Source organism: Streptomyces sp. Tek67B01 (assembly GCF_055231995.1).
In genome coordinates this window covers 1,583,340-1,608,184 of the sequence record NZ_JBUYUY010000001.1, presented here as the reverse complement: position 1 = coordinate 1,608,184, position 24,845 = coordinate 1,583,340, and the positions used below count along the sequence as shown (strand labels likewise).

Annotated in this window: 25 protein-coding genes; 12 read left to right on the top strand and 13 right to left on the bottom strand. The window is 73.3% G+C overall.

What is annotated here, in order from left to right:
* The first annotated feature begins 1 nt into the window (after window position 1).
* The 3 genes from cobG to ACV7NM_RS07415 are packed head-to-tail and all read left to right on the top strand — an operon-like array spanning window position 2 to window position 3,488.
* A complete protein-coding gene (cobG, locus tag ACV7NM_RS07425; protein WP_463409530.1) occupies window positions 2-1,321 on the top strand; it encodes a precorrin-3B synthase in 1,320 nt (439 codons plus the stop codon).
* Window positions 1,318-1,965: a precorrin-8X methylmutase gene (locus ACV7NM_RS07420; protein ID WP_463409529.1), complete on the top strand. Its 648-nt coding sequence runs from the start codon at window positions 1,318-1,320 to the stop codon at window positions 1,963-1,965. Before cobG ends, ACV7NM_RS07420 begins: the two co-directional genes overlap by 4 nt.
* Entirely contained in the window at window positions 1,962-3,488 is a 1,527-nt protein-coding gene (locus ACV7NM_RS07415) for a precorrin-2 C(20)-methyltransferase (RefSeq protein ID WP_463409528.1), read from the top strand. The genes ACV7NM_RS07420 and ACV7NM_RS07415 overlap by 4 nt, the downstream gene beginning before the upstream one ends.
* 376 nt (window positions 3,489-3,864) lie before the next feature.
* Here the strand turns inward: ACV7NM_RS07415 and ACV7NM_RS07410 are convergent, their stop codons facing one another.
* From ACV7NM_RS07410 to ACV7NM_RS07395, 4 genes are all read right to left on the bottom strand, one after another.
* Complete coding sequence (locus ACV7NM_RS07410) at window positions 3,865-4,626, bottom strand: cobalt-precorrin-6A reductase (RefSeq protein WP_463409527.1); 762 nt, start codon at window positions 4,624-4,626, stop codon at window positions 3,865-3,867.
* Window positions 4,616-5,365 carry a precorrin-4 C(11)-methyltransferase gene (gene cobM / locus ACV7NM_RS07405; protein ID WP_463409526.1) on the bottom strand — a complete coding sequence of 250 codons (750 nt, stop codon included), beginning with the start codon at window positions 5,363-5,365 and terminating at the stop codon, window positions 4,616-4,618. Before cobM ends, ACV7NM_RS07410 begins: the two co-directional genes overlap by 11 nt.
* Window positions 5,362-6,678 carry a precorrin-6y C5,15-methyltransferase (decarboxylating) subunit CbiE gene (gene cbiE, locus ACV7NM_RS07400; RefSeq protein ID WP_463409525.1) on the bottom strand — a complete coding sequence of 439 codons (1,317 nt, stop codon included), beginning with the start codon at window positions 6,676-6,678 and terminating at the stop codon, window positions 5,362-5,364. The genes cobM and cbiE overlap by 4 nt, the downstream gene beginning before the upstream one ends.
* 376 nt (window positions 6,679-7,054) lie before the next feature.
* Window positions 7,055-8,029 (bottom strand): trypsin-like serine peptidase, encoded by a 975-nt coding sequence (locus ACV7NM_RS07395; RefSeq protein WP_463409524.1) that lies wholly within the window; start codon window positions 8,027-8,029, stop codon window positions 7,055-7,057.
* 202 nt (window positions 8,030-8,231) lie between these two features.
* Between ACV7NM_RS07395 and ACV7NM_RS07390 the strand changes: the two genes are divergently transcribed.
* The 3 genes from ACV7NM_RS07390 (at window position 8,232) to ACV7NM_RS07380 (ending at window position 11,462) form a co-directional block, all read left to right on the top strand.
* Complete coding sequence (locus ACV7NM_RS07390) at window positions 8,232-9,284, top strand: phosphatidylinositol-specific phospholipase C domain-containing protein (RefSeq protein WP_463409523.1); 1,053 nt, start codon at window positions 8,232-8,234, stop codon at window positions 9,282-9,284.
* A gap of 83 nt (window positions 9,285-9,367) precedes the next feature.
* Window positions 9,368-10,447, top strand: a complete 1,080-nt coding sequence (gene tsaD / locus ACV7NM_RS07385; RefSeq protein ID WP_463409522.1) for a tRNA (adenosine(37)-N6)-threonylcarbamoyltransferase complex transferase subunit TsaD — start codon at window positions 9,368-9,370, stop codon at window positions 10,445-10,447.
* Window positions 10,448-10,793: 346 nt separating this feature from the next.
* Window positions 10,794-11,462, top strand: a complete 669-nt coding sequence (locus ACV7NM_RS07380) for an O-methyltransferase (RefSeq protein WP_463409521.1) — start codon at window positions 10,794-10,796, stop codon at window positions 11,460-11,462.
* Window positions 11,463-11,559: 97 nt separating this feature from the next.
* On the opposite strand, the gene ACV7NM_RS07375 is transcribed toward ACV7NM_RS07380, so the two are convergent.
* The 4 genes from ACV7NM_RS07375 to ACV7NM_RS07360 form a co-directional block, all read right to left on the bottom strand.
* Window positions 11,560-12,798 carry a cytochrome P450 gene (locus ACV7NM_RS07375; RefSeq protein WP_463409520.1) on the bottom strand — a complete coding sequence of 413 codons (1,239 nt, stop codon included), beginning with the start codon at window positions 12,796-12,798 and terminating at the stop codon, window positions 11,560-11,562.
* 25 nt (window positions 12,799-12,823) lie between these two features.
* Entirely contained in the window at window positions 12,824-14,215 is a 1,392-nt protein-coding gene (locus tag ACV7NM_RS07370) for an NAD(P)/FAD-dependent oxidoreductase (RefSeq protein WP_463409519.1), read from the bottom strand.
* Entirely contained in the window at window positions 14,208-14,462 is a 255-nt protein-coding gene (locus ACV7NM_RS07365) for a ferredoxin (protein WP_463413864.1), read from the bottom strand. The genes ACV7NM_RS07370 and ACV7NM_RS07365 overlap by 8 nt, the downstream gene beginning before the upstream one ends.
* 115 nt (window positions 14,463-14,577) lie before the next feature.
* The gene (locus ACV7NM_RS07360; RefSeq protein WP_463409518.1) at window positions 14,578-15,234 is read right to left on the bottom strand and encodes a hypothetical protein; all 657 of its coding nucleotides are present in this window, start codon (window positions 15,232-15,234) and stop codon (window positions 14,578-14,580) included.
* A 315-nt stretch (window positions 15,235-15,549) separates the two neighbouring features.
* On the opposite strand from ACV7NM_RS07360, the gene ACV7NM_RS07355 reads away from it, so the two are divergent.
* Both ACV7NM_RS07355 and ACV7NM_RS07350 read left to right on the top strand, forming a co-directional pair.
* A complete protein-coding gene (locus ACV7NM_RS07355; protein ID WP_463409517.1) occupies window positions 15,550-16,593 on the top strand; it encodes an NAD(P)-dependent alcohol dehydrogenase in 1,044 nt (347 codons plus the stop codon).
* Window positions 16,594-16,668: 75 nt separating this feature from the next.
* Window positions 16,669-17,085 carry a hypothetical protein gene (locus ACV7NM_RS07350; protein WP_463409516.1) on the top strand — a complete coding sequence of 139 codons (417 nt, stop codon included), beginning with the start codon at window positions 16,669-16,671 and terminating at the stop codon, window positions 17,083-17,085.
* 50 nt (window positions 17,086-17,135) lie between these two features.
* On the opposite strand, the gene ACV7NM_RS07345 is transcribed toward ACV7NM_RS07350, so the two are convergent.
* Together ACV7NM_RS07345 and ACV7NM_RS07340 are read right to left on the bottom strand one after the other, a co-directional pair.
* Window positions 17,136-17,657, bottom strand: coding sequence for a DUF4142 domain-containing protein (locus ACV7NM_RS07345; protein WP_463409515.1), 522 nt, complete (start codon window positions 17,655-17,657; stop codon window positions 17,136-17,138).
* Window positions 17,658-17,834: 177 nt separating this feature from the next.
* Complete coding sequence (locus tag ACV7NM_RS07340) at window positions 17,835-18,554, bottom strand: TetR family transcriptional regulator (protein ID WP_463409514.1); 720 nt, start codon at window positions 18,552-18,554, stop codon at window positions 17,835-17,837.
* A 96-nt stretch (window positions 18,555-18,650) separates the two neighbouring features.
* On the opposite strand from ACV7NM_RS07340, the gene ACV7NM_RS07335 reads away from it, so the two are divergent.
* The 4 genes from ACV7NM_RS07335 (at window position 18,651) to glpK (ending at window position 21,855) form a co-directional block, all read left to right on the top strand.
* On the top strand, window positions 18,651-18,833 hold the full coding sequence (locus ACV7NM_RS07335) for a hypothetical protein (protein ID WP_463409513.1): 183 nt from the start codon (window positions 18,651-18,653) through the stop codon (window positions 18,831-18,833).
* The gene (locus ACV7NM_RS07330) at window positions 18,830-19,279 is read left to right on the top strand and encodes a DUF4190 domain-containing protein (protein ID WP_463409512.1); all 450 of its coding nucleotides are present in this window, start codon (window positions 18,830-18,832) and stop codon (window positions 19,277-19,279) included. Before ACV7NM_RS07335 ends, ACV7NM_RS07330 begins: the two co-directional genes overlap by 4 nt.
* Window positions 19,280-19,444: 165 nt before the next feature.
* Window positions 19,445-20,284, top strand: a complete 840-nt coding sequence (locus ACV7NM_RS07325) for an MIP/aquaporin family protein (RefSeq protein ID WP_463409511.1) — start codon at window positions 19,445-19,447, stop codon at window positions 20,282-20,284.
* 53 nt (window positions 20,285-20,337) lie between these two features.
* Complete coding sequence (glpK, locus tag ACV7NM_RS07320; RefSeq protein ID WP_463409510.1) at window positions 20,338-21,855, top strand: glycerol kinase GlpK; 1,518 nt, start codon at window positions 20,338-20,340, stop codon at window positions 21,853-21,855.
* A 121-nt stretch (window positions 21,856-21,976) separates the two neighbouring features.
* Here the strand turns inward: glpK and ACV7NM_RS07315 are convergent, their stop codons facing one another.
* The 3 genes from ACV7NM_RS07315 to ACV7NM_RS07305 form a co-directional block, all read right to left on the bottom strand.
* The gene (locus tag ACV7NM_RS07315; protein ID WP_463409509.1) at window positions 21,977-22,984 is read right to left on the bottom strand and encodes a zinc-binding dehydrogenase; all 1,008 of its coding nucleotides are present in this window, start codon (window positions 22,982-22,984) and stop codon (window positions 21,977-21,979) included.
* A 56-nt stretch (window positions 22,985-23,040) separates the two neighbouring features.
* Window positions 23,041-23,625, bottom strand: a complete 585-nt coding sequence (locus tag ACV7NM_RS07310) for a TetR/AcrR family transcriptional regulator (protein WP_463409508.1) — start codon at window positions 23,623-23,625, stop codon at window positions 23,041-23,043.
* Between the two features lie 68 nt (window positions 23,626-23,693).
* On the bottom strand, window positions 23,694-24,815 hold the full coding sequence (locus tag ACV7NM_RS07305; RefSeq protein ID WP_463409507.1) for an agmatine deiminase family protein: 1,122 nt from the start codon (window positions 24,813-24,815) through the stop codon (window positions 23,694-23,696).
* Window positions 24,816-24,845: the final 30 nt, after the last annotated feature.

The window sequence follows — 24,845 nt, the reverse complement described above, 5'->3', positions numbered from 1 at the left end:
CATGCCCCAGCCCCCTTCCGCCGCATCGCGGGACGAACCCGTCATACGGGACCGAGGCGACGCCTGCCCGGGCGCGCTGCGGTTGCACCGGGCGGACGACGGGTACCTCGCCCGGGTGCGGATACCCGGCGGCATGCTCGGGGCGCACGCGGCCGGGATGCTCGCCGACGCGGCGGACCGGCTCGGCGACGGGCACATCGACCTCACCTCGCGCGGCAACGCCCAGTTGCGCGGCCTCGGGGAGGGCTGCGGAGGCGAACTGGCCCGCGTCCTGGCCGACGCGGGGCTCCTGCCCGCGCCCTCCCACGAGCGGGTCCGCAACGTCGTCGCCTCCCCGCTGACCGGCCTCGACCGGGGCGGGCTGCCCGACGTGGCGCCCTGGGTCACGGAGCTGGACCGGCTGCTCTGCGCGAGCGAAGAGGCGACCGCCCTGTCCGGGCGGTTCCTGTTCGCCCTCGACGACGGACGCGGCGACGTGAGTCGCCTCGACGCGGACGTGACCCTCCTCGCACGGGGCCCCGAGCACGCCCTGCTCACGACGGCAGGCGCCCGCGAAGGCCTGCTGCTGGCCGCCGCCGACGCGCCCCGGGCCGCCCTCGTCGCCGCCCGGTACTTCCTCGACGCCGCACGGGAAGCCGGCGCGCGGTCCTGGCGAATTACCGAATTGCCTCCCGAACATCCTCTCGATGTACGGGAGTTGAGGGTTCGGTTGGCCGATTCTTCGATCACCGCCACCGCGATTCCCGTCACCGGCGCCGCGCCCCCGGCCGGCGCGTCCTCCGATCCCGCCCCCGAACCCGGCCTGGTCGAAGGGCCCGGGCAGAGCGTCGCGCTCTCCGTGCTCGCGCCCCTGGGCCGCCTCACCACCGCCCAGTGGAGCCTCCTGGCGGGCCTCACGGGGCGGCTGCGCCTGACCCCCTGGCGCGGGATCGTCGTCCCCGGACTGACCGCCCCCGCCGCGGGGGACGCCCTCGCCGCCCTCGCCGACGCCGGGCTGATCACCGCCCCGGCCGACCCCCGACGATCCGTCACCGCCTGTACGGGCCAACCGGGGTGCGCCCGCTCCCACCGCGACGTGCGCGCCGACGCGCGGGACGTCACCGCGCGGGCGGCAGGGCCGGTGCCCGTTCACTGGTCGGGATGCGAACGACGCTGCGGGCACCCGCGCGGGACCGCCTGGGTGGACGTGCTCGCGACCCCCGACGGGTACGACCTCCGCGTCCCCGGCCGCGCCCCGCACCAGGGCGTACACCCCTCCGACCTTGCCGCGGCCCTCAGGGACGCACGCCGCACCACCTCCCACGACGCAGCGAAGAAATGAGCGAGTACACAGTGTTCGAGTACGAGAAGGACGGCGCGGCCATCTACCGCCAGTCCTTTGCCACGATCCGCGCCGAGGCGGACCTCTCCGGGCTGCCCGCCTCGGTCGCCCAGGTCGCGGTGCGCATGATCCACGCCTGCGGGATGACCGACCTGCCCCAGGACCTCGGCTACACGCCCGACGTCGTGCTGCGGGCCCGGGCGGCCCTGAACGCCGGAGCCCCGGTCCTGTGCGACGTACAGATGGTGGCGAGCGGGGTCACCCGCAAGCGGCTGCCCGCCGACAACGAGGTCGTCTGCACCCTCTCCGACCCGGCCGTACCGGCACTCGCCGCGAAGATGGGCACCACCCGTAGCGCCGCCGCACTCGAAGTCTGGCGCGACCGGGGCCTGTTGGAGGGCTCGGTGATCGCCGTCGGCAACGCGCCGACCGCGCTGTTCCGGCTGCTGGAGATGATCGGGGAGGGCGCGCCGCGCCCCGCCGCCGTGATCGGCGTACCGGTCGGCTTCATCGGCGCGGCCGAGTCGAAGGACGCGCTCGCCGCACACCCCTCCGGGCTGGACCACTTGATCGTGCGCGGCCGGCGCGGTGGCAGTGCCATCGCCGCCGCCGCCGTCAACGCGATCGCGAGCGAGGAAGAATGAGCACCACCGAAGCGACTGGCGCCACCGCCGCCACCGCAGCCAAGGGCCGGCTCTACGGGGTGGGGCTCGGGCCCGGCGACCCCTCCCTGATGACCCTGCGCGCCGTCGAGGTGATCGCGCAGGCCGATGTCGTCGCCTACCACTCCGCGCGCCACGGCCGGTCCATCGCCCGCTCGATCGCCGCCGAGCACCTGCGCGCCGACCACATCGAGGAACCGCTGGTCTACCCGGTCACCACCGAGACCACCGACCACCCCGGGGGCTACCAGGGCGCGATGGAGGAGTTCTACGAGGCCGCCGCGGCCCGCCTGGCCGCGCACCTCGACGCCGGCAGGACCGTCGCCGTCCTCGCGGAGGGCGACCCGCTGTTCTACGGCTCCTACATGCACATGCACAAGCGGCTCGCCGACCGCTACGAGGCCGAGGTGATCCCCGGGGTGACCTCGGTGAGCGCCGCCGCCGCGCGACTGGGCACCCCGCTGGTGGAGGGCGAGGAGGTACTGACCATCCTGCCCGGCACCCTGCCCGAGGAGGAGTTGACGGCCCGGCTGGCCGCCACCGACTCGGCGGTCGTCATGAAGCTCGGCCGTACCTTCCCCGCCGTGCGGCGGGCCATGGAGAGCAGCGGCAGGCTCGCGGAGGCGCGTTACGTCGAGCGCGCCACCATGGCGGGGGAGCGGACCGGTGTCCTCGCCGACACCGACCCGGACAGCGTCCCGTACTTCGCCGTCGCCGTAGTGCCGAGCCGCGTCGGCAACCCGGGCAGCGTGCCGTCGGGGCCGGGCGAGGTCGTGGTCGTCGGCACCGGGCCGGCCGGGCCGTTGTGGCTGACGCCGCAGACCCGGCGGGCGCTCGCGGACGCCGAGGTGCTCGTCGGGTACACGACGTACCTGGACCGGGTGCCGGTGAAGCCGGGCCAGATCCGGCACGGTTCCGACAACAAGGTGGAGTCCGAGCGCGCCGAGTTCGCCCTCGACCTCGCCCGGCGCGGCAAGCGGGTGGCCGTGGTCTCCGGCGGTGACCCCGGGGTCTTCGCCATGGCCACCGCGGTCCTGGAGGTCGCGGGCCAGGCGGAGTACAAGGACGTGCCCGTACGGGTCCTGCCGGGGGTGACCGCGGCCAACGCGGCCGCCGCGGCGGCGGGGGCCCCGCTGGGCCACGACTACGCCACGATCTCCCTCTCCGACCGGCTCAAGCCGTGGGAGGTCATCGCGGAGCGGCTGAGGTCAGCCGCGCAGGCCGATCTCGTGCTCGCCCTGTACAACCCGGGCTCGCGCAGCCGGACCTGGCAGGTGGCGCAGGCCCGCGAGCTGCTGCTCGAACTGCGCGCACCGGCGACCCCGGTGGTCGTCGCGCGGGACGTGGGCGGCCCGGAGCAGTCCGTCCGGATCGTCACGCTGGGCGAACTGGTGCCGGAAGAAGTGGACATGCGGACGATCCTGCTGATCGGCTCCTCGCAGACCCAGGTCACGGAGCGGGCCGACGGCAGTCGCGTGACCTGGACCCCGCGCCGCTACCCGTGACGGGCCGGCACTGAGACCGTCGGGCCCCGGGCGCGTCGACCGCGAGTCGCCGCGCCCGGGCCACTTCACGTTCCGGGAACCGGCCAGGGGGGTGGCTGCCCGCGGCGCGCGCGCCGCCGCCCGGCGCCGGGCGACCACGCCGCGATACCGAGCCCGGCGCGCCGACGAGGAAGGCGAGCAGGTCGAGGACCTGCGCCCCACCCGCGACGATCAGGGCCGTCGGCCGCCCGACGGCCTTACCGCGCACCCCCCCAGAGCGGGAGCGTGCCACTGCCCTCGTCACGGAGGTGCGTCGAGGAGTCGGCCGAGTTGCCCCGGTCGTCGCCCATTCAGGAACCCCCGCCCCTCGGGCACGGTGACCCCCCGGCAGGGCCGATCAGGCCGGAGGGGCCGACAGCCACCGCCGGGCCGCTTCCACCGACGCGGCCTCCGGCACGCCCGGCGGCACCGGCGGCCGGCGTACGACGAGCACCGGGATGCCCGCCTCGCGGGCGGCGGTCAGCTTGGGCGCCGTGGCGCTGCCCCCGCTGTCCTTGGTCACCAGTACGTCGATCCGGTGCCGGGCCAGCAGTTCCCGTTCCCCGTCGAGGGTGAACGGGCCCCGGTCCAGCAGCACTTCCAGGCGCGGGGGAGCAGGCGCCGCCGGGGCGTCCACCGAACGCACCAGGAACCAGGGCTCCGTGAGGTGCGCGAAGTGGTGCAGGCCCATCCGGCCGGTCGTCAGGAAGATCCGCCGGGCCGACCCGGGCAGCAGCGACGCGGCCTCGGGGAGGGAGTTCGCGAAGGTCCAGGTGTCGCCGGGGGCCGCCGTCCAGCCGGGCCGGCGCAGTGCCAGCAGTGGGGCGCCCGTCAGCGCGGCGGCCTCCGCGGCGTTGAAGCTCATCCGCTCCGCGAACGGGTGGGTGGCGTCGACCAGGTGCGTCACGCCCTGCGCGGTGATCCAGTCGGCCAGCCCTGCGGCCCCGCCGAAGCCGCCGATCCGGGTCTCGCCCGGCGGCAGCACCGGCGCGCCGACCCGGCCAGCCAGCGAGGTCGTCACCCGGTACGGGGCCGGCTCCAGGGCTTCCGCCAGCCGGCGGGCCTCCGTCGTGCCGCCCAGGATCAGGACGTGGCGCCCGGGGCCGGGTTCAGCAGGCATGCCGGTCGCGTTCGGCGGAGTACAGGTGGCTGTCGCGGAACTGCTCGGCGCCGAGGGTGCGGCCGACCAGGATCACCGCCGTACGCACCAAACCAGCCGCCTTCACCTGGTCCGCGATGTCGGCCAGGGTGCCGCGCAGGATCAACTCGTCGGGGCGACTGGCCATCGCGACCACCGCCGCCGGGCAGTCGGCCCCGTAGTGCGGCAGCAGTTCGGCGACGACGCGCTCCGCGTAGCGGGTGGCCAGGTGCAGGACGAGGAGCGCGCCGCTGCGGCCGAGCGTGGCCAGGTCCTCGCCGGGCGGCATCGGCGTGGCCTGCTGCGCGATCCGGGTCAGGATCACGGTCTGGCCGACGGTCGGGACGGTGAGTTCCCGCTTGAGCGCGGCGGCGGCCGCCGCGAAGGCCGGTACGCCCGGCACGACTTCGTAAGGGATGCCGGCCGCGTCCAGGCGGCGCATCTGCTCGGCTACGGCGGAGAAGACGGAGGGATCACCGGAGTGGAGCCGCGCCACGTCCTGGCCGGCGGCGTGGGCGCGGACGAACTCCGCGGTGATCTCGTCCAGGTTGAGCCGTGAGGTGTCCACCAGGCGGGCGCCCGGCGGGCATTCGGCCAGCAGTTCGGGCGGGACCAGGCTGCCCGCGTACAGGCAGACGGGGGCAGCCGCGAGGGTCCGGGCACCGCGCACGGTGATCAGGTCGGCGGCGCCGGGGCCGGCTCCGATGAAGTGCACGGTCATGTCTGGTCCTTCGTCTCTGACGCCGGTGCGGGGGATACCGGCTCCGGTGATCCGGGCTCCGGTGATCCGGGCTCCGGCCACGGCTTGATCACGGTCCACTGGGTGACGGGCATCGCCTGGCGCCAGCCCGTGAAGCCGCCGACCGGCACGGCGTGCGCGACGGCCAGCTTCACCAGTTCACCGCCGTGCCGACGGTGGCGTTCGGCCAGTACGGCCTCCGACTCCAGGGTGACCGTGTTGACCACCAGCCGGCCGCCGGGCGCCAGCGCCGCCCAGGCCGCGTCGAGCAGACCGGGCGCGGTCAGGCCGCCGCCGATGAACACCGCGTCGGGCGTGGGCAGACCGATCAGCGCCGCCGGGGCGGCGCCGGTGACCACCCGCAGGCCGGGCACGCCGAGCGCCGCCGCGTTGCGGGCGATCCGCTCGGCCCGCTCCGGGACCCGTTCCACGGTCACCGCGCGGCAGGAGGGGTGCGTGCGCATCCACTCGATGCCGATCGAACCCGAGCCGCCGCCGATGTCCCACAGCAGTTCACCGGGGGCGGGGGCGAGCGCGCACAGGGTCGCGGCGCGGACATGACGTTTGGTGAGCTGGCCGTCGTGTTCGTAGGCGGCGTCGGGCAGCCCGGGGGTGGCGCCGAGTCGCGGCGCGGCCGCACGCGGGTCCCGACGACAGTCGACGGCCACCACGTTCAGGGGGTCGCCGGGCGCGTGGTCCCAACCGTCGGCGTGGCCCTCGTACGCGTTCTCGTCCTCGGAGCCGAGCTGTTCCAGCACCCGCATCCGGCTGGGGCCGAAGCCCCGTGCCCGCAGGAGGGCGGCGATCTCGCCCGGGGACGCCGCCCCGGCGCTGAGCACCAGCACCCGCCGCCCCTCGTGCAGCGCGGCCGCGATCCGGGCCACCGGGCGGCCGACGACCGTGATCACCTCGGTGTCCTCCACCGGCCAGCCCAGGCGGGCGCAGGCGTACGACACGGAGGAGGGGTGCGGGTGGACCCGTAGGGCGTGCGGGCCGAGTTCCTGGGCGAGGGCGCGGCCGATCCCGTAGAACATGGGGTCCCCGCTGGCCAGCACGGCGACGCGGCGGCCGGCGTGCTCGGCCATCAGCTTCGGCACGGCCGGCCGCAACGGGCTCGGCCAGGCGACGCGTTCACCGGGGCAGTCCCCGGCCGGCAGCAGGCCCAGTTGCCGGGGGCCGCCGATCAGCACCTCGGCGGTGGCCAGCGCGGAGCGCGCGGTGGCGGTGAGCCCGGCCCAGCCGTCGGCGCCGAGGCCGACGACCGTCACGGGTGCGGGGGGTGCTGCGGAGCTCACTGCGCGGAACCTCGGGGACGGGAAGCGGGTGGACCCGCAGCCTACTGGTCGGTGTGCCCCGCCCCGGGACCAGGGTGGCACCGGGTGCCGCCCGGGCCTGCCGACGGGTGCCCGGTCGCCGCGCCGCCGTGCCGCTTCCCGCCGGGCAGCCGCGTCCGACCCCGTGCGGCCGGGCCGCCGAACGGGCGCCCTCACGTGTATCCGTCCGCCCCCGACGCGCCTCCGGGCGCCCCGGACGGGCCCTGCTCCGGCGCCGCATCCCCTCGCAGACTCTGCGGCATGGACGACGACGCTACGGACAACCACCCAGCCGCCTGCCGCCGCTCCACCGGGCCCCCGGTCCCCGACCGCCGCCGACCGCCGTCGACCGCGGCGGTCAGTGACCGCCCGTGGCCCGGGTGTAGAGGGCGCGGACGGAGTCGTCGAACCAACTGCTGTACGAGGTCGTCTCGTCACCGCCGCCGTCACGGCCGCCGATGACCCCGATCAGGGTGCGGCCGTCGGTCAGCACCGGGCCGCCGCTGGTGCCGTTGGGTACGTCCGCACAGTCCAACCGCAGCTGCGTGGGCCCCTCGGCGCGCGCGGTGTTGTAACAGTCCAGCGGTTGCTCGGTGTCGTTCGGGTAGCCGACCAGTCGGGCCGGCAGCGGCAGTTGGGGGCGGAAGCGGATCGTCAGCGCACCGGTGACGTCCTCCAACCGCTCACCCGGGTGCCCGGGGCGGCGCAGTCGCAGGAAGGCCACGTCGTGGTCCGGGTCCTCGCCGCTCGTCCAGCGGGGGTCCACATCGATCCGGGTGGGCACCCACACGCCGTACGGGGCCTTCCCGTCGCGGTAGCCGGGGACGAAGGCCAGGTTGGTGCGGAAGCCGTCCTGGTACACGCAGTGCGCGGCGGTGGCGATGAGGTCGCCGTCGGGCGAGTGGACCACGCTCGCCGAGCAGTGGTGATCGGAGTCCCAGTCGTTGCCGGGTGAGAACAGGGCGCCGATCGCGGGCTCGGAGGCGGTCGTCCGGGCCCGCAGCGGCGAGGAGGGTCGCCAGCCGCCGTCCGCCCACCGCACCGGGTCCGGTGATCCGGACGCGCCGGAGCCGGACTCCGTCTGCGCGAAGGCCGCGGCGTCGGTCGGCGGGTCCTCCGCCTCGGACACGATCCCGTCGAGGACGTCCGCGGCGGTGCGGTCGGCGCGTTCCGGGTCCTGGAGATAGCTGCCCTGTCCGGGGTCGCCGTCCGCGCGGTGGGAGGCGACGGCGCGCAGTTGCCCCCACACCAGGACGCCGCCGGCGGCCAGGGCGAGGCAGATTCCGAGCAGCACGCAGACCCGTACCGCGCCGTCCCTCGCCTTGCCCACCATGTGGCGCTCCCCGCCCCGACGAACCATCCTCCGACGCCCCGTCCTACGGTCGGGAGCCGGCGGAGGTTCCGCCATCCGGTGTGTCGGTCCTCACAATCGGACGGCCGAGCCCCCTCCCGACATCCGACGTCCTTCCGCACGTCATCGAACTCCCCTACCCTCCAGGCGACTTGAGGGCCATGGACCGAGGGGAGCCGAACAGATGAGACTGCGGAACAAGTGGAGGGGTCGGGCCTTGGCCGGTCTGGTCGGGGCGGCGCTCGGACTGGGTCTCGCCCTGGGGGCGGCGGCCCCGGCCGGCGCCGAGGGCGGCCCCTCCTACGCCGGAACCACCGGGGTCGGCGTCCACAACGCCTACGAGAAGGCGAAGTACCCCTACTTCGCGGACGCCTTGGACTCCGGCGCCGCGATGCTCGAACTCGACGTGTGGACGAACTTCTTCGGCAGCTCTTGGCGGGTCTCGCACGACAACCCCTTCGGCAACAACAGCAACTGCGAGAACGCCACCACCCCCGCCCAACTGCGCACCAAGTCACGCGACCAGAACCTCGCCGGCTGCCTGTCCGACATCCGCAGCTGGCACGACGCGCACCCCGGCCACCGCCCGATCGTGCTCAAGCTGGAGCTCAAGGACGGCTTCGCCGCCAACCTCGGGCGCGGTCCCGCCGATCTCGACGCCCTGCTCACCTCCAAGCTCGGAGACGCCGTATACCGGCCCGGGCAGCTGGCCGCCGGCTACCCCGATCTGGACAGCGCGGCCCGCGCCGGGGCATGGCCGAGCCGCGCCGCCATGGCCGGCAAGTTCCTCGTGGAGCTGATACCCGGCACGGTGGAGGAGGGCAACGCCGCGGACACCCTGTGGACCGACCGGGAGTACGCCACCCACCTGCGCTCCCTCGCCTCCTCGGGCAGGCTCGGCAGTGCGGCGGCCTTCCCCGCCGTGCACCGCGCCGAGGCGGGTGATCCGCGGGCCCGTTACGCCGACGCCTCGCTGCGCCCCTGGTTCGTGGTCTTCGACGGGGACGCGAGCGCGTACGCGGGCGGCTCCATCGACACCGGCTGGTACGACCGCAACCACTACCTGCTGATCGCCACCGACGCCCAGAACGTGGCCCCGGCCATCGACGGTGTCCACCCGACCGAGACCCAGGCGCTGGACCGCCTCGCGCTGATGGCCGGGCACCACGCCTCGATCGCCTCCGCGGACTGGTACCCGCTGCCCAAGGTCCTGGCCACGGTGGTGCCGCGCGGTTAGGCCGTCGGCGGCCCGCCGGGCCCGGGAGGCGCTCCGGTACCCTTATTGCGAATAGTTCGCAATAAGGGTCGAGGATGTGTCCGGTGGGGTCTGCGGTGGTGCTGGGCATCGAGTCGTCCTGCGACGAGACGGGCGTGGGGATCGTGCGCGACGGGAAACTCCTCGCGCACGTCGTCGCGTCGAGCATGGACGAGCACGCCCGCTTCGGCGGGGTCGTCCCCGAGGTCGCGGCCCGCGCCCACCTGCACGCCTTCAACCCGGTGGTGCGCCGAGCCCTCGACCAGGCCGGCCTGCGGCCCGCGCAGCTCGATGCGGTCGCCGTCACCACCGGCCCCGGTCTCTCCGGCGCGCTCCAGGTCGGACTCGCCGGGGCCAAGACCCTCGCCTACGCGCTGGACCTGCCGCTGTACGGCGTCCACCACCTCGCCGGGCACGTCGCCGCCGACACCCTGGAGCACGGGCCGCTGCCCGACCCCTGCGTGGTGCTGATCGTCTCCGGCGGGCACACCTCGCTGCTGCTGGTACGGGACCTCGTGCGCGAGCCGATCCTGCACCTGGGCGACACCCTGGACGACGCCGCCGGCGAATGCTTCGACAAGGTCGCCCGGGTGCTCGGCCTGCCCTACCCGGGCGGCCCGGCCATCGACCGGGCCGCCCGCGGCGGCGACCCCACCGCCGTCGCCTTCCCCCGGCCGCTGACCGGCGGCCCGCGCACGCAGGACCCGTACGCCTACTCCTTCTCCTTCTCGGGGCTCAAGACGGCCGCCGCCCGCTGGGCCGAGGGCCACCGGCTGCGCGGACAGGAGCCCCCCGTCGCAGACGGGGCCGCCTCGCTCCAAGAGGCGGTGGCCGACGTCCTGACCCGCAAGGCGGTCGCGGCCTGCACGGCGTACGGGGTCACCACGCTGGTGCTGGTCGGCGGGGTGGCCGCCAACTCCCGCGTTCGCGCCCTGGCCGAGCGGCGCTGCGCCTGCGCCGGGATCACCCTGCGGGTCCCGGCGATGACGCTGTGCACCGACAACGGCGCGATGATCGCGGCCGTCGGCGACCTGCTGGTGCGGGCGGGCGTGGCACCGGCCCCGTACGCCCTCACGGTCGACCCGTCCGCGCCTTTGGAGTACGCGGCGCTGAACCCGCGCGCCGCTCGCCCGGCCGCCGGCTGACCCGCCCGGGCCGCCGAAGGTGACGCCGTCGTCCCCGTCCGAGCCATGGAGGTCCGGCAGCCCGAAGTCGTGGCCGAACTCGGGGGAGACCAGGCCGGCCCCGCCGCTCCCGCCCCCGGTGAGGTGGTCCCGCCCGGGAACGCGACGCCACCACCGCCCGGTACGACTCCGAGGCGAGGTCGGCGGGTGACAGCACGGCTCCCGCCGTGGAGCGCGCCGTTTCCGAAGGGGCCGCGCCCTCGTTTCCCTGCCGGAACAACCCGATGCGTGGGCGCGTGCGACCGGACAAGATGATCGGCGCGTCGATCGCCCGATCGCGCAACCCTACGATAAGGAATACGCGACTATGACCCGAAACTCCGGTGAAGTGAAGACCGTTCCCCTCACCCCCGAGGTGTACGCCTACCTGGTCGACCAGGCCGAGCCGATCACCCCCGTCCAGCGGGAGCTGATCGAGCGCACGCACGCGCTCGGCGGGCCGTCCGAAATGCAGGTCCCGCACGAGCAGGGCGTCTTCCTCACCCTGCTGGCGAAGCTCAGCGGCGCCCTGCGGATCGTCGAGGTCGGCACCTTCACCGGCTACTCCACGCTCGCTCTCGCCCAGGGGCTCCTGCCCGGCGGGAAGGTCCTCACCTGCGACGTCTCCGAGGAATGGACGCGGATCGCCCAAGAGGCCTGGAAGGCGGCCGGCGTCGCCGACCGCATCGAGCTGAGGATCGCCCCCGCCCTGGAGACCCTCCGCGACCTTCCGCCCGAGCCGGTGATCGACCTGGTGTTCCTGGACGCCGACAAGACCGGCTACCGCGCCTACTGGGACGAGCTCGTGCCCCGCGTCCGCCCGGGCGGCCTGCTGCTGGCGGACAACGTCCTGTACGGCGGCAAGGCGGTACACCCCGACGCCACGGGCAACGCCCTGGCCATCCGGGAGTTCAACGCGCACGTGCGGGCCGACGAGCGCGTGGAGTCGGTCACGCTCCCCGTCGCGGACGGCCTCACGGTGGCGCGCAAGCGCTGAACCGCTCCGAACCGTGGCCCCCGAACCGTGGCCCCGAGCCGGAAGAGCCCCGGGCGGCCAGGCTGCCCGGGGCCGGGGAACTCCGCCCGGACAGGGCCTACGCGCGGACCTCGTCGCAGGCGATGCGGAGGTGGCGCGGGCCGCGGAGGACGGCGTTCTGGCGGTAGGGGGGCGGGTCCTCCAGGAGGCGGGGGTTGTGGAGGCGGCGGGCCAGTTCGGTGAGGGCGAGCTGGGCCTCCAATCGGGCCAGCGGGGCACCGAAGCAGCTGTGGATGCCGCTGCCGAGGCCCAGGTGCTGGACGTCCGGGCGGTCCGGGTCGAAGCGGTCCGGGTTCTCGAAGCGCCGGGGGTCCCGGTTGCCCGAGGCGAGGATCAGCCACATCGAGGAGCCCTTGGGGATGGTGACGCCGCCCACCTCGATGTCGACCAGCGGCGTGCGCTGCGGCAGCAGTTGCACCGGCGGTTCGAACCGCAGCAGTTCCTCCACCAGCGGCGCCGCGATCGCCGGGTCACGCCGCAGCCGCTCCAGCACGTCGGGGTGGCGCAGCAGTGTGAGCATCCCGTTCGTGATCAGGTTGACCGTCGTCTCGTGGCCGGCGATCAGCAGCAGGGCGGCGGTGCTGAGCAGCTCCATGGTCGACATGGACTCGTCCTGCCCGTGCCCCACGGCCAATTGCGACAGGATGTCGTCGCCCGGCTGCTTGCGCCGCTCCTCGATCAGCCCGGCCAGGTACATGCCCAGCTCCATCCGGGAGTCGTGGGTCTGGCGCTGCCGTTCGGCGGGGTCCGCGTCCGGGTCGGGGTCCAGGCTCGCGGCGAGGGTGTCCGCCCAGACGTGGAAGCGGGGCTCGTCCTCGCGCGGCACCCCCAGGAGCCGGCAGATCATGGTGACCGGGAAGGGGTAGGCGAACTGGTCGACCAGGTCGATCCGTCCGGGGTCCCCGAGGTTGTCGATCAGCCCGGTGACGATGGCGCGGAGGTCGTCGCGCATCCCGTCGACGCGGCGGGGGGAGTGCGGCGGCCCGAAGGGGCGGTTCGTCATCCGGCGGAGCCGGTCGTGTTCGGGCGGATCGAGCTTGAGGAAACTGGGCGGCAGGGCCGCGGCCTCCTCCTCGCCCTCACCGGCCAGCGGGTCACCGGCCGTCGCGGCCAGGTTGCGCGCGTCGGAGCTGAGCCGCGGGTCGTGCAGCAGGCTCTGGATCTCGTAGTAGGTGCTGATGACGTACGGCCCGCTCCCGTCGTGGAAGACGGGAGTCTTGCGCAGTTCCTCGTACAGCGGGTACGGGTTCGCGCGGTTGGCGTAGTCCAGGATGTCGCTCAGGATGCCGTGGGTCATTGCGGGTCCTCCGGGGGCCTGCGGGTCAGTGCCCGGCGGGGGTGAACGTCATCCGCCGGTCGGCCGGCGAATATCCGCTGAGGGTGATGGTCGGCCCGTGCGTGGGCACGGACGGGTCGGGGAAGTCGGCCGGGACGGGCCGCTGGCCGTCGGGGCGCCGGTCGACCGTCGAGAAGGGCACCGGGAACGGCGCGGTCGCCTCGATCTGCTGCTGGTAGAACTGCAACCACCGGGAGTTGTCGAAGGTGACGGCCCCGATGACGCGGCCCTGGTACCCGTAGACACCGGTGAAACGGCGTTCCGCGAGCGAACCTTGGGTGATCATGATTTCGGAGCCCATCGACGGCACGCCGACGGACTTGATGTTGACCCCGAACTGCGAGGACCAGAAGGCCGGCACCCAGATGTGCGGGCGCCGATCGGTGCTCGCGCTGAGCATGTTGTGCGCCGCGGTCTGCGCCTGGGAGAGGGCGTTGCCCCAGTGCTCCAGGGACAGGAACTGGTATCCGAACAGGGGGTGCGGGGAGCGGGCCACGTCGCCCGCCACGTAGATGTCGTCGGTGACGATGCCCCGGATGTCGAAGGCCCGGCAGCCCGCGTCGCAGGCGATGCCGCGCGGGCCCGCGCCGAGCCCCGAGCCGGCCAACCACTCGGTGTTGCGCTGGGCGCCCAACGAGACGACCACCACGTCACACTCCACCGTGGTGCCGTCGGACAGGTGCGCGGCGCGGACCCGCCCACTGGAGTCGCCCTCCAGGCCGGTCACCATGATGCCGGTGCGCAGGTCGACGCCGTTCTCGCGCTGGAGCTCGGCGGCCACGGCCCCGATCACGCCGCCCAGCGCACCGACGAGCGGCGCGTCCGCGCGTTCGGCGACGGTGACCTCCAGCCCGCGCTCCCGGCACGCCGAGGCGATCTCCGAACCGGTGAACCCGGCCCCGATCACCAGCACCCGGCGGGGACCCGCGTCCAGCCTCCGTGCCAGCGCCGCGCCGTCGTCGCGGGTGCGCAGCACGAAGACCCCGTCGAGCTCGCCCTCGTCCGTGTTCGGCCAGGGCCGGGCCCGGACGCCGGTGGCGATCAGGAGCCGGTCGTACGGGACCTCGTCGCCGTCGGCGAGCTTGACCCGCCGCGCCGCCATGTCCAGGCCCGCGGCCGCTACGCCGAGCCGCCATTCGGCGTCGATGGCGCGGCGGCGGGGAAGTGCCGTGCGTTCGGCGGTCGACTTGCCGAGCAGGACGCTCTTGGAGAGGGGCGGCCGGTCGTAGGGCTCGTACGGCTCGTCGCCGATCATGGTCAGCACGCCGGTGAAACCCTTGTCGCGGATGGTCTCGGCGGCGCGCAAGCCGGCCAGCGAGGCTCCGACGACCACGATCCGGCCCTCGCGCTTGAGGTGGTCCAGGGTCACTTCACGCATCGCGGACCTCCGCGGCGGCCGTGACGTCCCGGGCGGCCGTGAGGCCACGGTCGCGGTCCAGGTCGTCCACCAGGATGGCCTGTACGGGGCAGGCGGCGGCGGCTTGCGCCAGCCGTTCGCGCTGGGCCTCCTCGGCCTGGGGATCGTAGAGGAGCCCCTCGTCCCCGTGCATCGCGAAGACGTCGGGCGCGAGGAAGGCGCACTGCGCGTATCCCTGACACCGGTTGAGATCGACGACAAGCCTCAGCAACGTACGGTCCTTTCGGTGACCCCCGGGACTCCCCGGACCAGCCTGTCGCGTGCGCGCCGCCAGGGCCCGTCGACGCGGACCATCGGGGTGACGGCGCGCGGTCGCCGGGCCCTCACGGGGTGGCGCGGGCGGGCCGGTCCGGGGTGCGGCGGGCGGCCCGCAGGATGTACCCGCTGACGAGGAGGGCCCAGGCGGGGAACACCAGCTCGGACCACGGCGCGGACGACCCCACCACCAGGAGGATCAGGCCCGCCACCAGCCCGGCCAGGCTCAGGGCGCGCGGGAAAACCCCGAGCTTGCGCCCGATGGTGGACGTCGCGAAGACGAAGACGGCGGCCATGCGCATGCCGTACGTCGTGAGCAGCTCGTACGCGAAGTTCCGGCCGAAGTCCTGGGGCTGGTGGGCGGAGAGCACGCTCCCGGCGGCAGCGGCGGCCCCGAAGAGGCAGGCGACGAAGATCAGGCCGCTGCCCAGGAAGACGGTGGTGACGAACCGGTCCTCGGCGTCCCCGGTGTGCGCGCGCACAGCGCCCATGAACCAGAGGAAGGCGATACCGGCGAAGGGGACCAACTCCACGGCGGTGTTCACCGAGGCCCGCTGTCCCGAGTCGAGCTCCACGGCGGAGCCGCCGGCCCCTGCGGGCAGGCCGAGCCGGGCGAGCACGATCGCCGCCGCCAGCAGGACCGCGAAGACGATGCCCGCCACTCCCGCCGCCCGCGGGGTCTCCAGGTTCTGTGTCCGGGACGGGCCCGGCGATCGCTCTCTCATCCGTCCAGCAAGCCGGGCTCCGGGCCCGGCTGCCAACGGGGTCACCCGGCCGGGTGACGCCCGCGCCGGCCCGCACCCGCCGCCGGCCGGCGCCGCGACCCGCCGGGGTGCCGCCCTTGCCCGGGGGTCGCGGCCCTGACCTGCGGGGGCCGCCGCCGGGCCAGCGTGCGCGGCACCATGGACGTACGGTGAGAACCGAGCCTCGGCCCCGGACGGGCCCCGCGGCGGTCGGCTCCGGCCCGCCGCCCCCTCGGCCGCGTTCCTCGGCCGCTCCCTCCGCCGAGTCCGGTCGCCCCATTCCATGGAGGCAATGACATGAGCACCGTCAAGGCCTACGCCGCCACCGCCGCGAACGCACCGCTCGCCCCGGCCACCGTGGAACGGCGCGAGGTCGGCCCGCACGACGTCCTGATCGAGATCAAGTACTGCGGCATCTGCCACTCCGACATCCACCACGTGCGCGGCGAGTGGGGCCCGGTGACCTACCCCGTCGCCCCCGGTCACGAGATCGCCGGGGTGGTGGCCGAGGTCGGCCCGGAGGTGACCCGGCACGCCGCCGGGGACCGGGTCGGCGTCGGCTGCATGGTCGACTCCTGCCGGGAGTGCCCACCGTGCCGCTCGGGTGAGGAGCAGTACTGCCTGAACGGGACCGTCTTCACCTACGGTTCGGTCGACCGGGACGGCACCGACACCAACGGCGGCTACACCACCCACATCGTCGTCAACGAGGACTTCGTCCTCCGCATCCCCGAAGGACTCGCCCTCGACGAGGCCGCCCCCCTCCTGTGCGCCGGCATCACGACCTACTCGCCGCTCAAGCGGTGGGGCGCCGGGCGCGGCAAGAAGGTGGCGGTCGTCGGCCTGGGCGGGCTCGGCCACATGGGCGTCAAGCTGGCCCACGCCATGGGCGCCGACGTCACCGTGCTGTCCCAGTCACTGAAGAAGCAGGCCGACGGGCTGCGCCTGGGCGCCCAGGAGTACTACGCCACCGGCGACCCCGGCACCTTCGAGCGTCTGGCCGGCACCTTCGACCTCATCCTGAACACGGTGAGCGCCAAGCTCGACATCGACGCCTACCTCTCGCTCCTCGCCCTCGACGGTGCCATGGTCAACGTCGGAGCCCCGCCGGAACCGCTGTCCTTCAACGCCTTCTCCGTCATGTCGCGGCGCCGCTCCTTCGCCGGCTCCATGATCGGCGGCGTGCCCGAGACGCAGGAGATGCTCGAATTCTGTGCCGGGCACGGCGTGGGCGCGGAAGTCGAAGCGATCCCCGCCGAGAAGATCAACGAGGCGTACGAGCGGGTCCTCGGCTCCGACGTCCGCTACCGCTTCGTGATCGACATCTCGACCCTGGGCTGAGCCGGGCCGGGCCGGGCCGGGACGGGCCCGCGGTCCGTCCGCCGGAACGCCGGAACGCCGGAGCGCCGTAAGGAGGTGACCACGGTGATCACCGAACTGGCCGTGGAACGCGTGGCGTTCGCCTGCGGAGGGTGCTGGAACGAATGGAGCACCGACTACGACGTGCAGCACTACCGCGACGCCGACGGCCGCCACTGGGAGTACTTCTCCTGCGACGGCGTCCCGGTGCCCTCGCCGTACACCCCGCGCGGCGCCGCCCCCTGCCCGCGCTGTGGGCGGCGGTGGGTGGGCCGGGTCCTCGCCCGCCGCATCGTCCCGCGACCGCCGGGGGAGACGGGCACTCCGCGCGAGGAGATCCTCAGCCACGCCGGGCACCGCCCCGAACGCCACGGCGCCCGCCCCCTCGGCGCCTCCGCACACCCCCAACCCGAGCAGCCGGGCCCGCCCCCGCACGAGGTGGTCGCCCCGCCCGCGCCCCGCTCCCCTGAGTGAGGGGCGGGCGGGGCGGGACGTGCGGGCGGGGCGTGCCGGCGGGGTCGGGGTCACATGGCGTGGCAGGTGCCGCCGCGGACCATGTCGAGGTGCGTGGTGACGACCGGCTCGGCCTTCCGCGCGGCGGCGACCGCGGCGGAGTCCTGCCCGCTGTTGATCTCCAGCCGGATCAAGGCGAGGGTCGACTGGTGCGCCGCGTCCTGTCCGGCGAGCCATGCGGAGTCGTACGCGGAGGTCTTGGCCTTCGCCTGTACGTCCTTCAACTTCTGCTGCTGATCGGCCGTGGGCGCGGTGGGCAGGGTCGTCTTCAGCTGCGCCGCGACGGTCTTCAGGTCCTGGTCGAGCTTCTGGTGGTCGGACACGAGCCGGGCGGCGACGGTCTTCACGCAGTCCGTGGTGGCGTTCTGCCGCGCGTCCTGGCCGGCGGCGATCTCCGCCAGGTTGCCTTGGTGCACGGAGGTGAGGAAGACGGTGTCCTGGGTGTCCCCCTGACCGGCGGCGAGCGCCGCGGGTCCGCACACACCGGCGGTCACCACTGTGGCGGCCGCCGCGATGAGCAGTCGGTTGCGCATGACGGGCTCCTCTCCCGCGACCCGGCACCGAGGTGGCGCTCCCGCGGCCGCGGTCCCCCGGCCCCTACCCCGGTCCTCGCCGCCAAACGGACGCGGTACCAAACGGACCGAGACGCTCCGCCGCCCGGTTCGCTGCGCCGTCCGGTTCGCTGCGCCGTCCGGTTCGCTCGCGGCGCCTCAGCTTGCAGTGGCGGCCTCCCCGCCGTCCCGGCCCGGGCCCTCGGCGCCTCCGCGGTCGGGGCCCGGTACGTCGTCACTCGCCGCCAGGGCCCCCGCCGGAACCCAGTGCACCCGCCCCGCGTGGATGAGCCGCAGCTGGCGCAGGGCGGTGCGGGTGACCGCGTCCCATTCGCTGTCCTCCATGGCCGCGGCGAGGAAGGCGGACGCCGTCATCACCATGTGGTCGACGTACAACCGGGCGAGCATCAACAGATCGTCCCGGCTCCAGCCCGCGCCGAGCGGGTCGGACCCCAGGCTTTCGGCCACTTCGCCCGCGAAGGCGTCGAGCTGTCCGGAGACCGCCTCCCGGACCCGGCGGACGCCGCCGTGCCGCTCACGGACGATGAAGCGGACGTGCGCGGGGTAGGCGCGTACCAAGGCGGCCATCAACTCCACGGCGCCGGCGATGCGTTGCTCGGCGTCGCCCGAAGTGGCGAGCGTGGATCGGACCGTGGCGTGCAGATTCTCCAGCGCCTCGTCGACCAGGGCGATGCCGAGGTCCTCGATGTCACGGAAGTGCCGGTAGAAGGCGGTCGGTGCCACGCCCGCCGCGCGGGTCACCTCGCGCAGGCCGAGGCTGCCCAAGCTCTGCTCCTCCAGGAGGGCCAGGGCGGCGTCGAGCAGGGTGCGGCGGGTCTTGAGGCGTTGGAGCTGACGGGCTCCGGTGGTGTGACTCATGACGGAAAGTTAACCCCCGCGCCACACGGGACGGCATGAGAGCTATTAGACTGGGTAGTCAGTGAACAACTGTCACCTATTTTGGGAGGGAGCACGATGCTCTTCCTCGTAGCGGCCCTGATGCTGATGGGGGTCCTCCTGGGGACCGTGGCCCACGTATCGGCCCCCATCTCCCTCGCCGTCACGGCCGCGATCGCCTGCTGGCTGTTGATCTTCGCGATCCGCGAACGGTCCGGCCGCCACCACCGCCGGGTCCACCGACAGGAAGGTTCGTCATGAGCGTCCGAAGTACCGTCGACCGCATCCTCGACACCGACCGCACCGACCGCACCGACCGCACCGACCGCGACCGCACCGAGCGCACCGAGCGCACCGAGCGCACCGAGCGCACCGAGCGCGTGGTCGACTCCCGGTGCGCCGAGCACCCCGACCGCGCCGAGCACGCTGCCCGCGCCGCCGGTCCCGGGCGCCCCCGGCGCGTCCGCGACCGCACCCGTGATGCCGACGGTATGGCCGTCGCCTCCTTCCTGTTGGGCCTGGTCGGCCTCCTCGCGATGAACCTCCTCCTCGGCCCGGCCTCGATGGTCCTGGCCGTAGTCGCCCTGCGTCGGGGCACGAGCCGCCCCGGCCGCGCCCGCCTCGGGTTCGCGCTCGGAGTCGCCGACCTCGTGGTCCTCGCCTGCCTGGTCGGCGCCGACCACACCTGGTCCTGGGGCGTCGGCTGACCACCGAAGCCCCGTCGTGACCAGGCCGACCACGGCTCACCGCCCGCCCCCGCGGGGACGCCGTGCGGTTCACGAGTGATCGTCCTATCGTGAGAAGCGGGAGGGACCCGGGCAGTCCACGGCCGGTCCTGGGCCGGCGGGAAGCGGGCTTCGATGGTCAAGCGAATGAAAATGACAGGTTTGGTCGCCGAACTGTCGGCCGAATTCGCGGGCACCATGATCCTGATCCTCTTCGGGGTCGGCGTGGTGGCCCAGGTAGTGGCCGGCGGAGGTCTGACGGACCCCCCGGGCGGGCTCGGCAACCACGACAGCATCGCCTGGGCATGGGGCCTGGGCGTCACCCTCGGTGTCTACGTCGCGGCCCGCCTCAGCGGCGCGCACCTCAACCCCGCGGTCACCGTGGCACTCGCGGCGTTCAAGGGGTTCCCCTGGAGCAGGGTCGCCCCGTACGCCCTCGCGCAGACGGCCGGCGCCTTCGTGGCGGCCCTTCTGGTGCGATGGAACTACAGCGAGGCGCTCTCGACGATCGACCCGACGCACACGAAGACGCAGGGCGTCTTCTCCACCCTCCCCGCCAACGGCAACCCCAATCTGCCGGTGACGGAATGGGGGGCGCTGCGTGACCAGATCATCGGCACGGCGATCCTGCTGTTCCTGATCCTGGCCATCACGGACCTGCTGGGCACGCCTCCCGGCGCCAACCTGGCCCCGTTCATCATCGGCTTGGTCGTCGTGGCGATCGGCATGGCCTGGGGTACGAACGCCGGCTACGCGATCAACCCCGCCCGTGACTTCGGGCCCCGTCTGGCGAGCTTCATCACCGGCTACGGGCACGCGTGGCGAGATCAGTACGGCAACATCTACTTCTGGGTCCCGATCATCGGACCGTTCATCGGTGGCCTGGTCGGAGCGGCCCTCTACAAGCTCTTCATCGGCCGGTTCCTGCCGACCGCCGAGCCGGAGCCTCCCGGACGCGTGCCGGCCCCCGAGGGACCGGAGGCGTGACCACGGCTGCCTGAGGCAGCGAGCAGGCCATCCCACAGGAGAGGCGGCACCCCATGGCGGACTTCGTCGGCGCGGTGGACCAGGGAACCACCAGCACCCGTTTCATGATCTTCGACCACGCCGGGAACGAAGTGGCGAAGCACCAACTGGAACACGCCCAGATCCTCCCGCGGTCGGGGTGGGTCGAACACGACCCCGTCGAGATCTGGGAACGCACCAACTCGGTGATCCAGAACGCCCTGCGGCACGGCAACCTCACCCCGGCCGACCTCGCGGCGATCGGCATCACCAACCAGCGCGAGACGACCGTGGTGTGGGACCCCCGCAACGGCCGCCCGTACTACAACGCCATCGTCTGGCAGGACACCCGTACCGACTCCATCGCCGCGGCCCTCGACCGGTCCGGTCAGGGCGACACCATCCGCCGCAAGGCGGGGCTGCCGCCGGCCACGTACTTCTCCGGAGGCAAGATCCAGTGGATCCTGGAGAACGTCGACGGCGTACGCGAGGCGGCCGAGCAGGGCCACGCCCTCTTCGGCAACACGGACTGCTGGGTCCTGTGGAACCTCACCGGGGGTCCCGACGGCGGAATCCACGCGACGGACGTCACCAACGCCAGCCGCACGATGCTGATGAACCTCGAAACCCTGGACTGGGACGAGGAGTTGCTCGGGTTCTTCGGCGTTCCCCGGGCCATGCTGCCGAAGATCAACCCCTCCTCCCACCGCGAGGCCTACGGGGAGACCCGCACCTCCCGCCCCCTGCGCGCGGCGATCCCCATCACCGGCGTCCTCGGCGACCAGCAGGCGGCGACCGTCGGGCAGGTCTGCTACGCGCCCGGCGAGGCCAAGAACACCTACGGCACCGGCAACTTCCTGGTGCTCAACACCGGTACCGAACTCGTCCGCTCGCAGCACGGACTGCTCACCACGGTGGCCTACCAGTTCGGCGACAGCCCCGCGATCTACGCCCTGGAGGGCTCGATCGCGGTCACCGGCTCCGCCGTGCAGTGGTTGCGGGACCAGATGAAGATCATCACCGACGCGGCCGAGAGCGAACGGCTGGCCCGCACCGTCGAGGACAACGGCGGCATGTACTTCGTACCCGCCTTCTCGGGCCTGTTCGCCCCGTACTGGCGCTCCGACGCCCGCGGCGCGATCGTCGGCCTGGCCCGGTACAACGACAGCGGCCACCTGGCCCGGGCCACCCTCGAAGCCATCTGCTACCAGAGCCGTGACGTGGTCGAGGCCATGGAGCAGGACTCCGGCGTCCACCTCGACGTACTGAAGGTCGACGGTGGCGTCACGGCCAACGACCTGTGCATGCAGATCCAGGCCGATGTCCTGGGCGTTCCCGTCAGCCGCCCGGTCGTCGCCGAGACGACCGCCCTCGGCGCCGCCTACGCGGCCGGTCTGGCCACCGGCTTCTGGGGCGACACCGACGAACTGCGCACGCACTGGCAGGAGTCCAAGCGCTGGGAGCCCCAGTGGTCCGAGGACCAGCGCCAAGAAGGGTACGCGGGCTGGAAGAAGGCGGTGGAACGCACCCTCGACTGGACGACGGTCGAATAGTCCGCCGGCCGGCCGGCCGATCCACCGGCCGCCTGAGACGCCGATACGGCGCCCCGCCCGGCTCCTTCACCGGAGTCGGGCGCGGTGCCGTGTCGGCCGCTGCGGCCGGACCCCTCCTCGGTCAGCCGAGGGTCACCACCATCTTGCCGAGGGCGGTCCCCGCCTCCATGACCCGGTGGGCCTCGACGATCTCCTCGAAGGCGAAGACCCGTGCGGGACGGGCGCGCAGCGTGCCCGCTTCGACCTTGGCGTAGATCTCCTCCAGCGGAACGTCGGAGAGCGGGAAGTGCGGGGTGCCCAGGACGAAGGCGCTGCCGAAGAAGCTCAGCCGCACGCCGCTGGGCAGGTCGGCGATCGGGTCGAAGTCCCGTACCGGCTCGAACCCGCCCAGGAAACCGAGTTGGCACACCCGGCCGCGGGGCCCGACCAGGGCGAGGGAGTCGCGCAGGACACTGTTGCCGACGACGTCGAACACCGCGTCGACGCCCAGCCCCCGTTCACGGACCGGTGCGGCGAGCGCGCCGTCGTCGATGAGCACCTCGTGCGCGCCGAGTTCCTTCAACAGCGCGGTGTGCGCCGGGTTTCGTGTGGTGGCGACCACGGTCGCGCCGTGGTCGACGGCGAGGTCGACGGCGGCCTGACCGAGCGATGAGGTCGCGCCCCGGACGAGGACCGTCTCGCCGGGCCGCAGGTCCAGGGCGCCGAACAGGCCGCTCCACGCGGTCGCGTACACCTCGGGAACCGCCGCCAGTTCGGTCCAGCCCAGCGACGACCGCACCGCCACCACATTGGTCGCGGGCACGGTCACCAACTCCGCGTAGCTGCCGTTGCGCGTCCGGCCCATCCCGCCGAGGATCGCCACCACGCGGGTGCCGGTGGCGAGCCGGCCGGAGGGGTCGTGCTCGACCACGCCGGCGCACTCGATCCCCGGCACCGCGGCCACCTCGCCCCACGCCCCGGCGCGCATGTACACCTCGGCGTGGTTGAGGCCGAACGCCTTGACGCGGACCAGCACGTCGCCGTCGGCGGCCACCGGATCGGGAAGCTCGGTGAGGGTGAGGACCTCGGGGCCGCCGTGGGCGGAAATGACGATGGCCTTCATCTGTGCGATCCATTCTTGAGTAGTCATTCAAATATGCGCCCGGAAAAAGGGCCACCACGAGGGCGGCCCGAGGGTTGCCGGCGTCAGGCGAGGGCGACGAAGGCGTTGTCCACGATCGCCCGCAGCAGGGTTTCGTCGGGATTCGCCTTCCCGACGACCATCAGCCCCTGGCAGGTCGCGACCAGCAGCTTCGCACTGCCGACGGGGTCAAGTGAGGTGCGCACCTGGCCCCGGCGCGCCGCGTTGCCCAAGGCGTGGGTCATGCACCGTTCGAGTCGTGCCAGGTGGCCCCGTACGACGGCGGCCGCCTCGTCGTCCTCGGCGGCCCGTTCGATCGCGGTGTTGACGAGCAGGCAGCCCTGGCGTCCTTCCGGACTGAGCAGGTCCTGCACCAGTCCGTCGAAGTAGCCCCGGATCTCGGCCACCGAGGCGTCCGGCGCCTCCAGTTCGCCGAGTTTCCCGGGGACGACCAGCTTCGAGTAGCGCTCCAGTGCCTTCAGGAACAAGGTGTGTTTGCCGCCGGGGAAAGCGCCGTAGAGACTGCCGGGCTTCACGCCGGTCGCCTTCACCAGGTCTTCGATGGAGGTCGCCCGGTACCCGCGCTCCCAGAACCGCAGCATGGCCTGGTTCAGGACGTCTTCGGGTTCGAACTCGCGAGGTCGGGGCATGGGTCAAAGATACATGAGTGACCATTCAAGAACCACCCCCGCGGGCCGCGGGGGTGGTCCGATCGTCTTTACGACACCGCTGGGATGTGCTGGGTGATGCAGTGGACGCCGCCCCCGCCCCAGGCCAGGGTTCGGGCCGGGATGCCGACGATCTCCCGCCCCGGGAAGAGTTCCGCGTACCGGGCCAGCGCGGCGGTGTCGTCCGGCTCCTGGGCCGTCGGGACGACGACGCTGCCGCTGGTCAGGTAGTAGTTCGTGTAGCTGAACGTGTCCACGGTCGCGCCGTTCACCTGGAAGTGGGGCTGCTGGTGGAGTTCCTCGATCAGGAAACGCCGTCCGCAGGCGTCGGTGGCGGCCAGGAGCACGGCCCGGTTGGCCTCCATGCGCGCGTGGTTGGGGCTGGAGGTGTTCGGCTGGGTGTGCAGCAGGACCTTCGCCGGGCCGAGGTAGGAGGCGACGAGGTCGACGTGCCCGTTGGTGATGAGGTCGTTGTCGAGACCGTACGGCAGCCAGATCACCTTGCTCGCCCCGTACGCGGCGAGCAGCGCGGCCTCGATCTGGACGCGGGTCATCCCGGGGTTGCGGTTCGGGTTGAGCAGGCACTCCTCGGTGGTGATGAGCGTGCCCTGGCCGTCGGTGATGACGGAGCCGCCCTCCAGTACGAGGTCCACCGGCTTGCGCGGTACGGACAGGTAGGAGCAGACGCCGACCGGCAGCAGGTCGTCCTTGTCGTACGGGTACTTGTTGCCCCAGCCGTTGAAGCGGAAGTCCAACCCCGTGCGCTGGGTGCGGGCCGCGTTCAGGGCGAAGATCGGTCCGGTGTCACGGGCCCAGCAGTCGTTGACCGGGTACTCGACGACGGTGACCGAGGCCCCGCACTGGCGGCGGGCGTCGGCGACCGTACCGGGCTCGGCGAACATCAGGACGGTCTCGAAGCGCGCGATGCTCTTGGCGATGGCGGCCACCTCGGCCTGCACCTGGGGGAGCAGGCCGGCCCACCCGTCCGTGCGGTCCCACGGCCAGGCCATGACGCAGCCGGAGTGGCTCTCCCACTCGGCGGGGACGGTAAGCGTGCCGTCGGCGGGCAGTGCCGCGGCCGTTCCGGCGCCGCGGGAGGTGAGGAAGACGGTCGCGGCGGCGGTCAGTGCGCCCGTACAGAACGTGCGGCGGGTGGGGCGGGGCAGGTCCATGCGAGGTGTCCTTCCGAGGAGGCGTGCGGG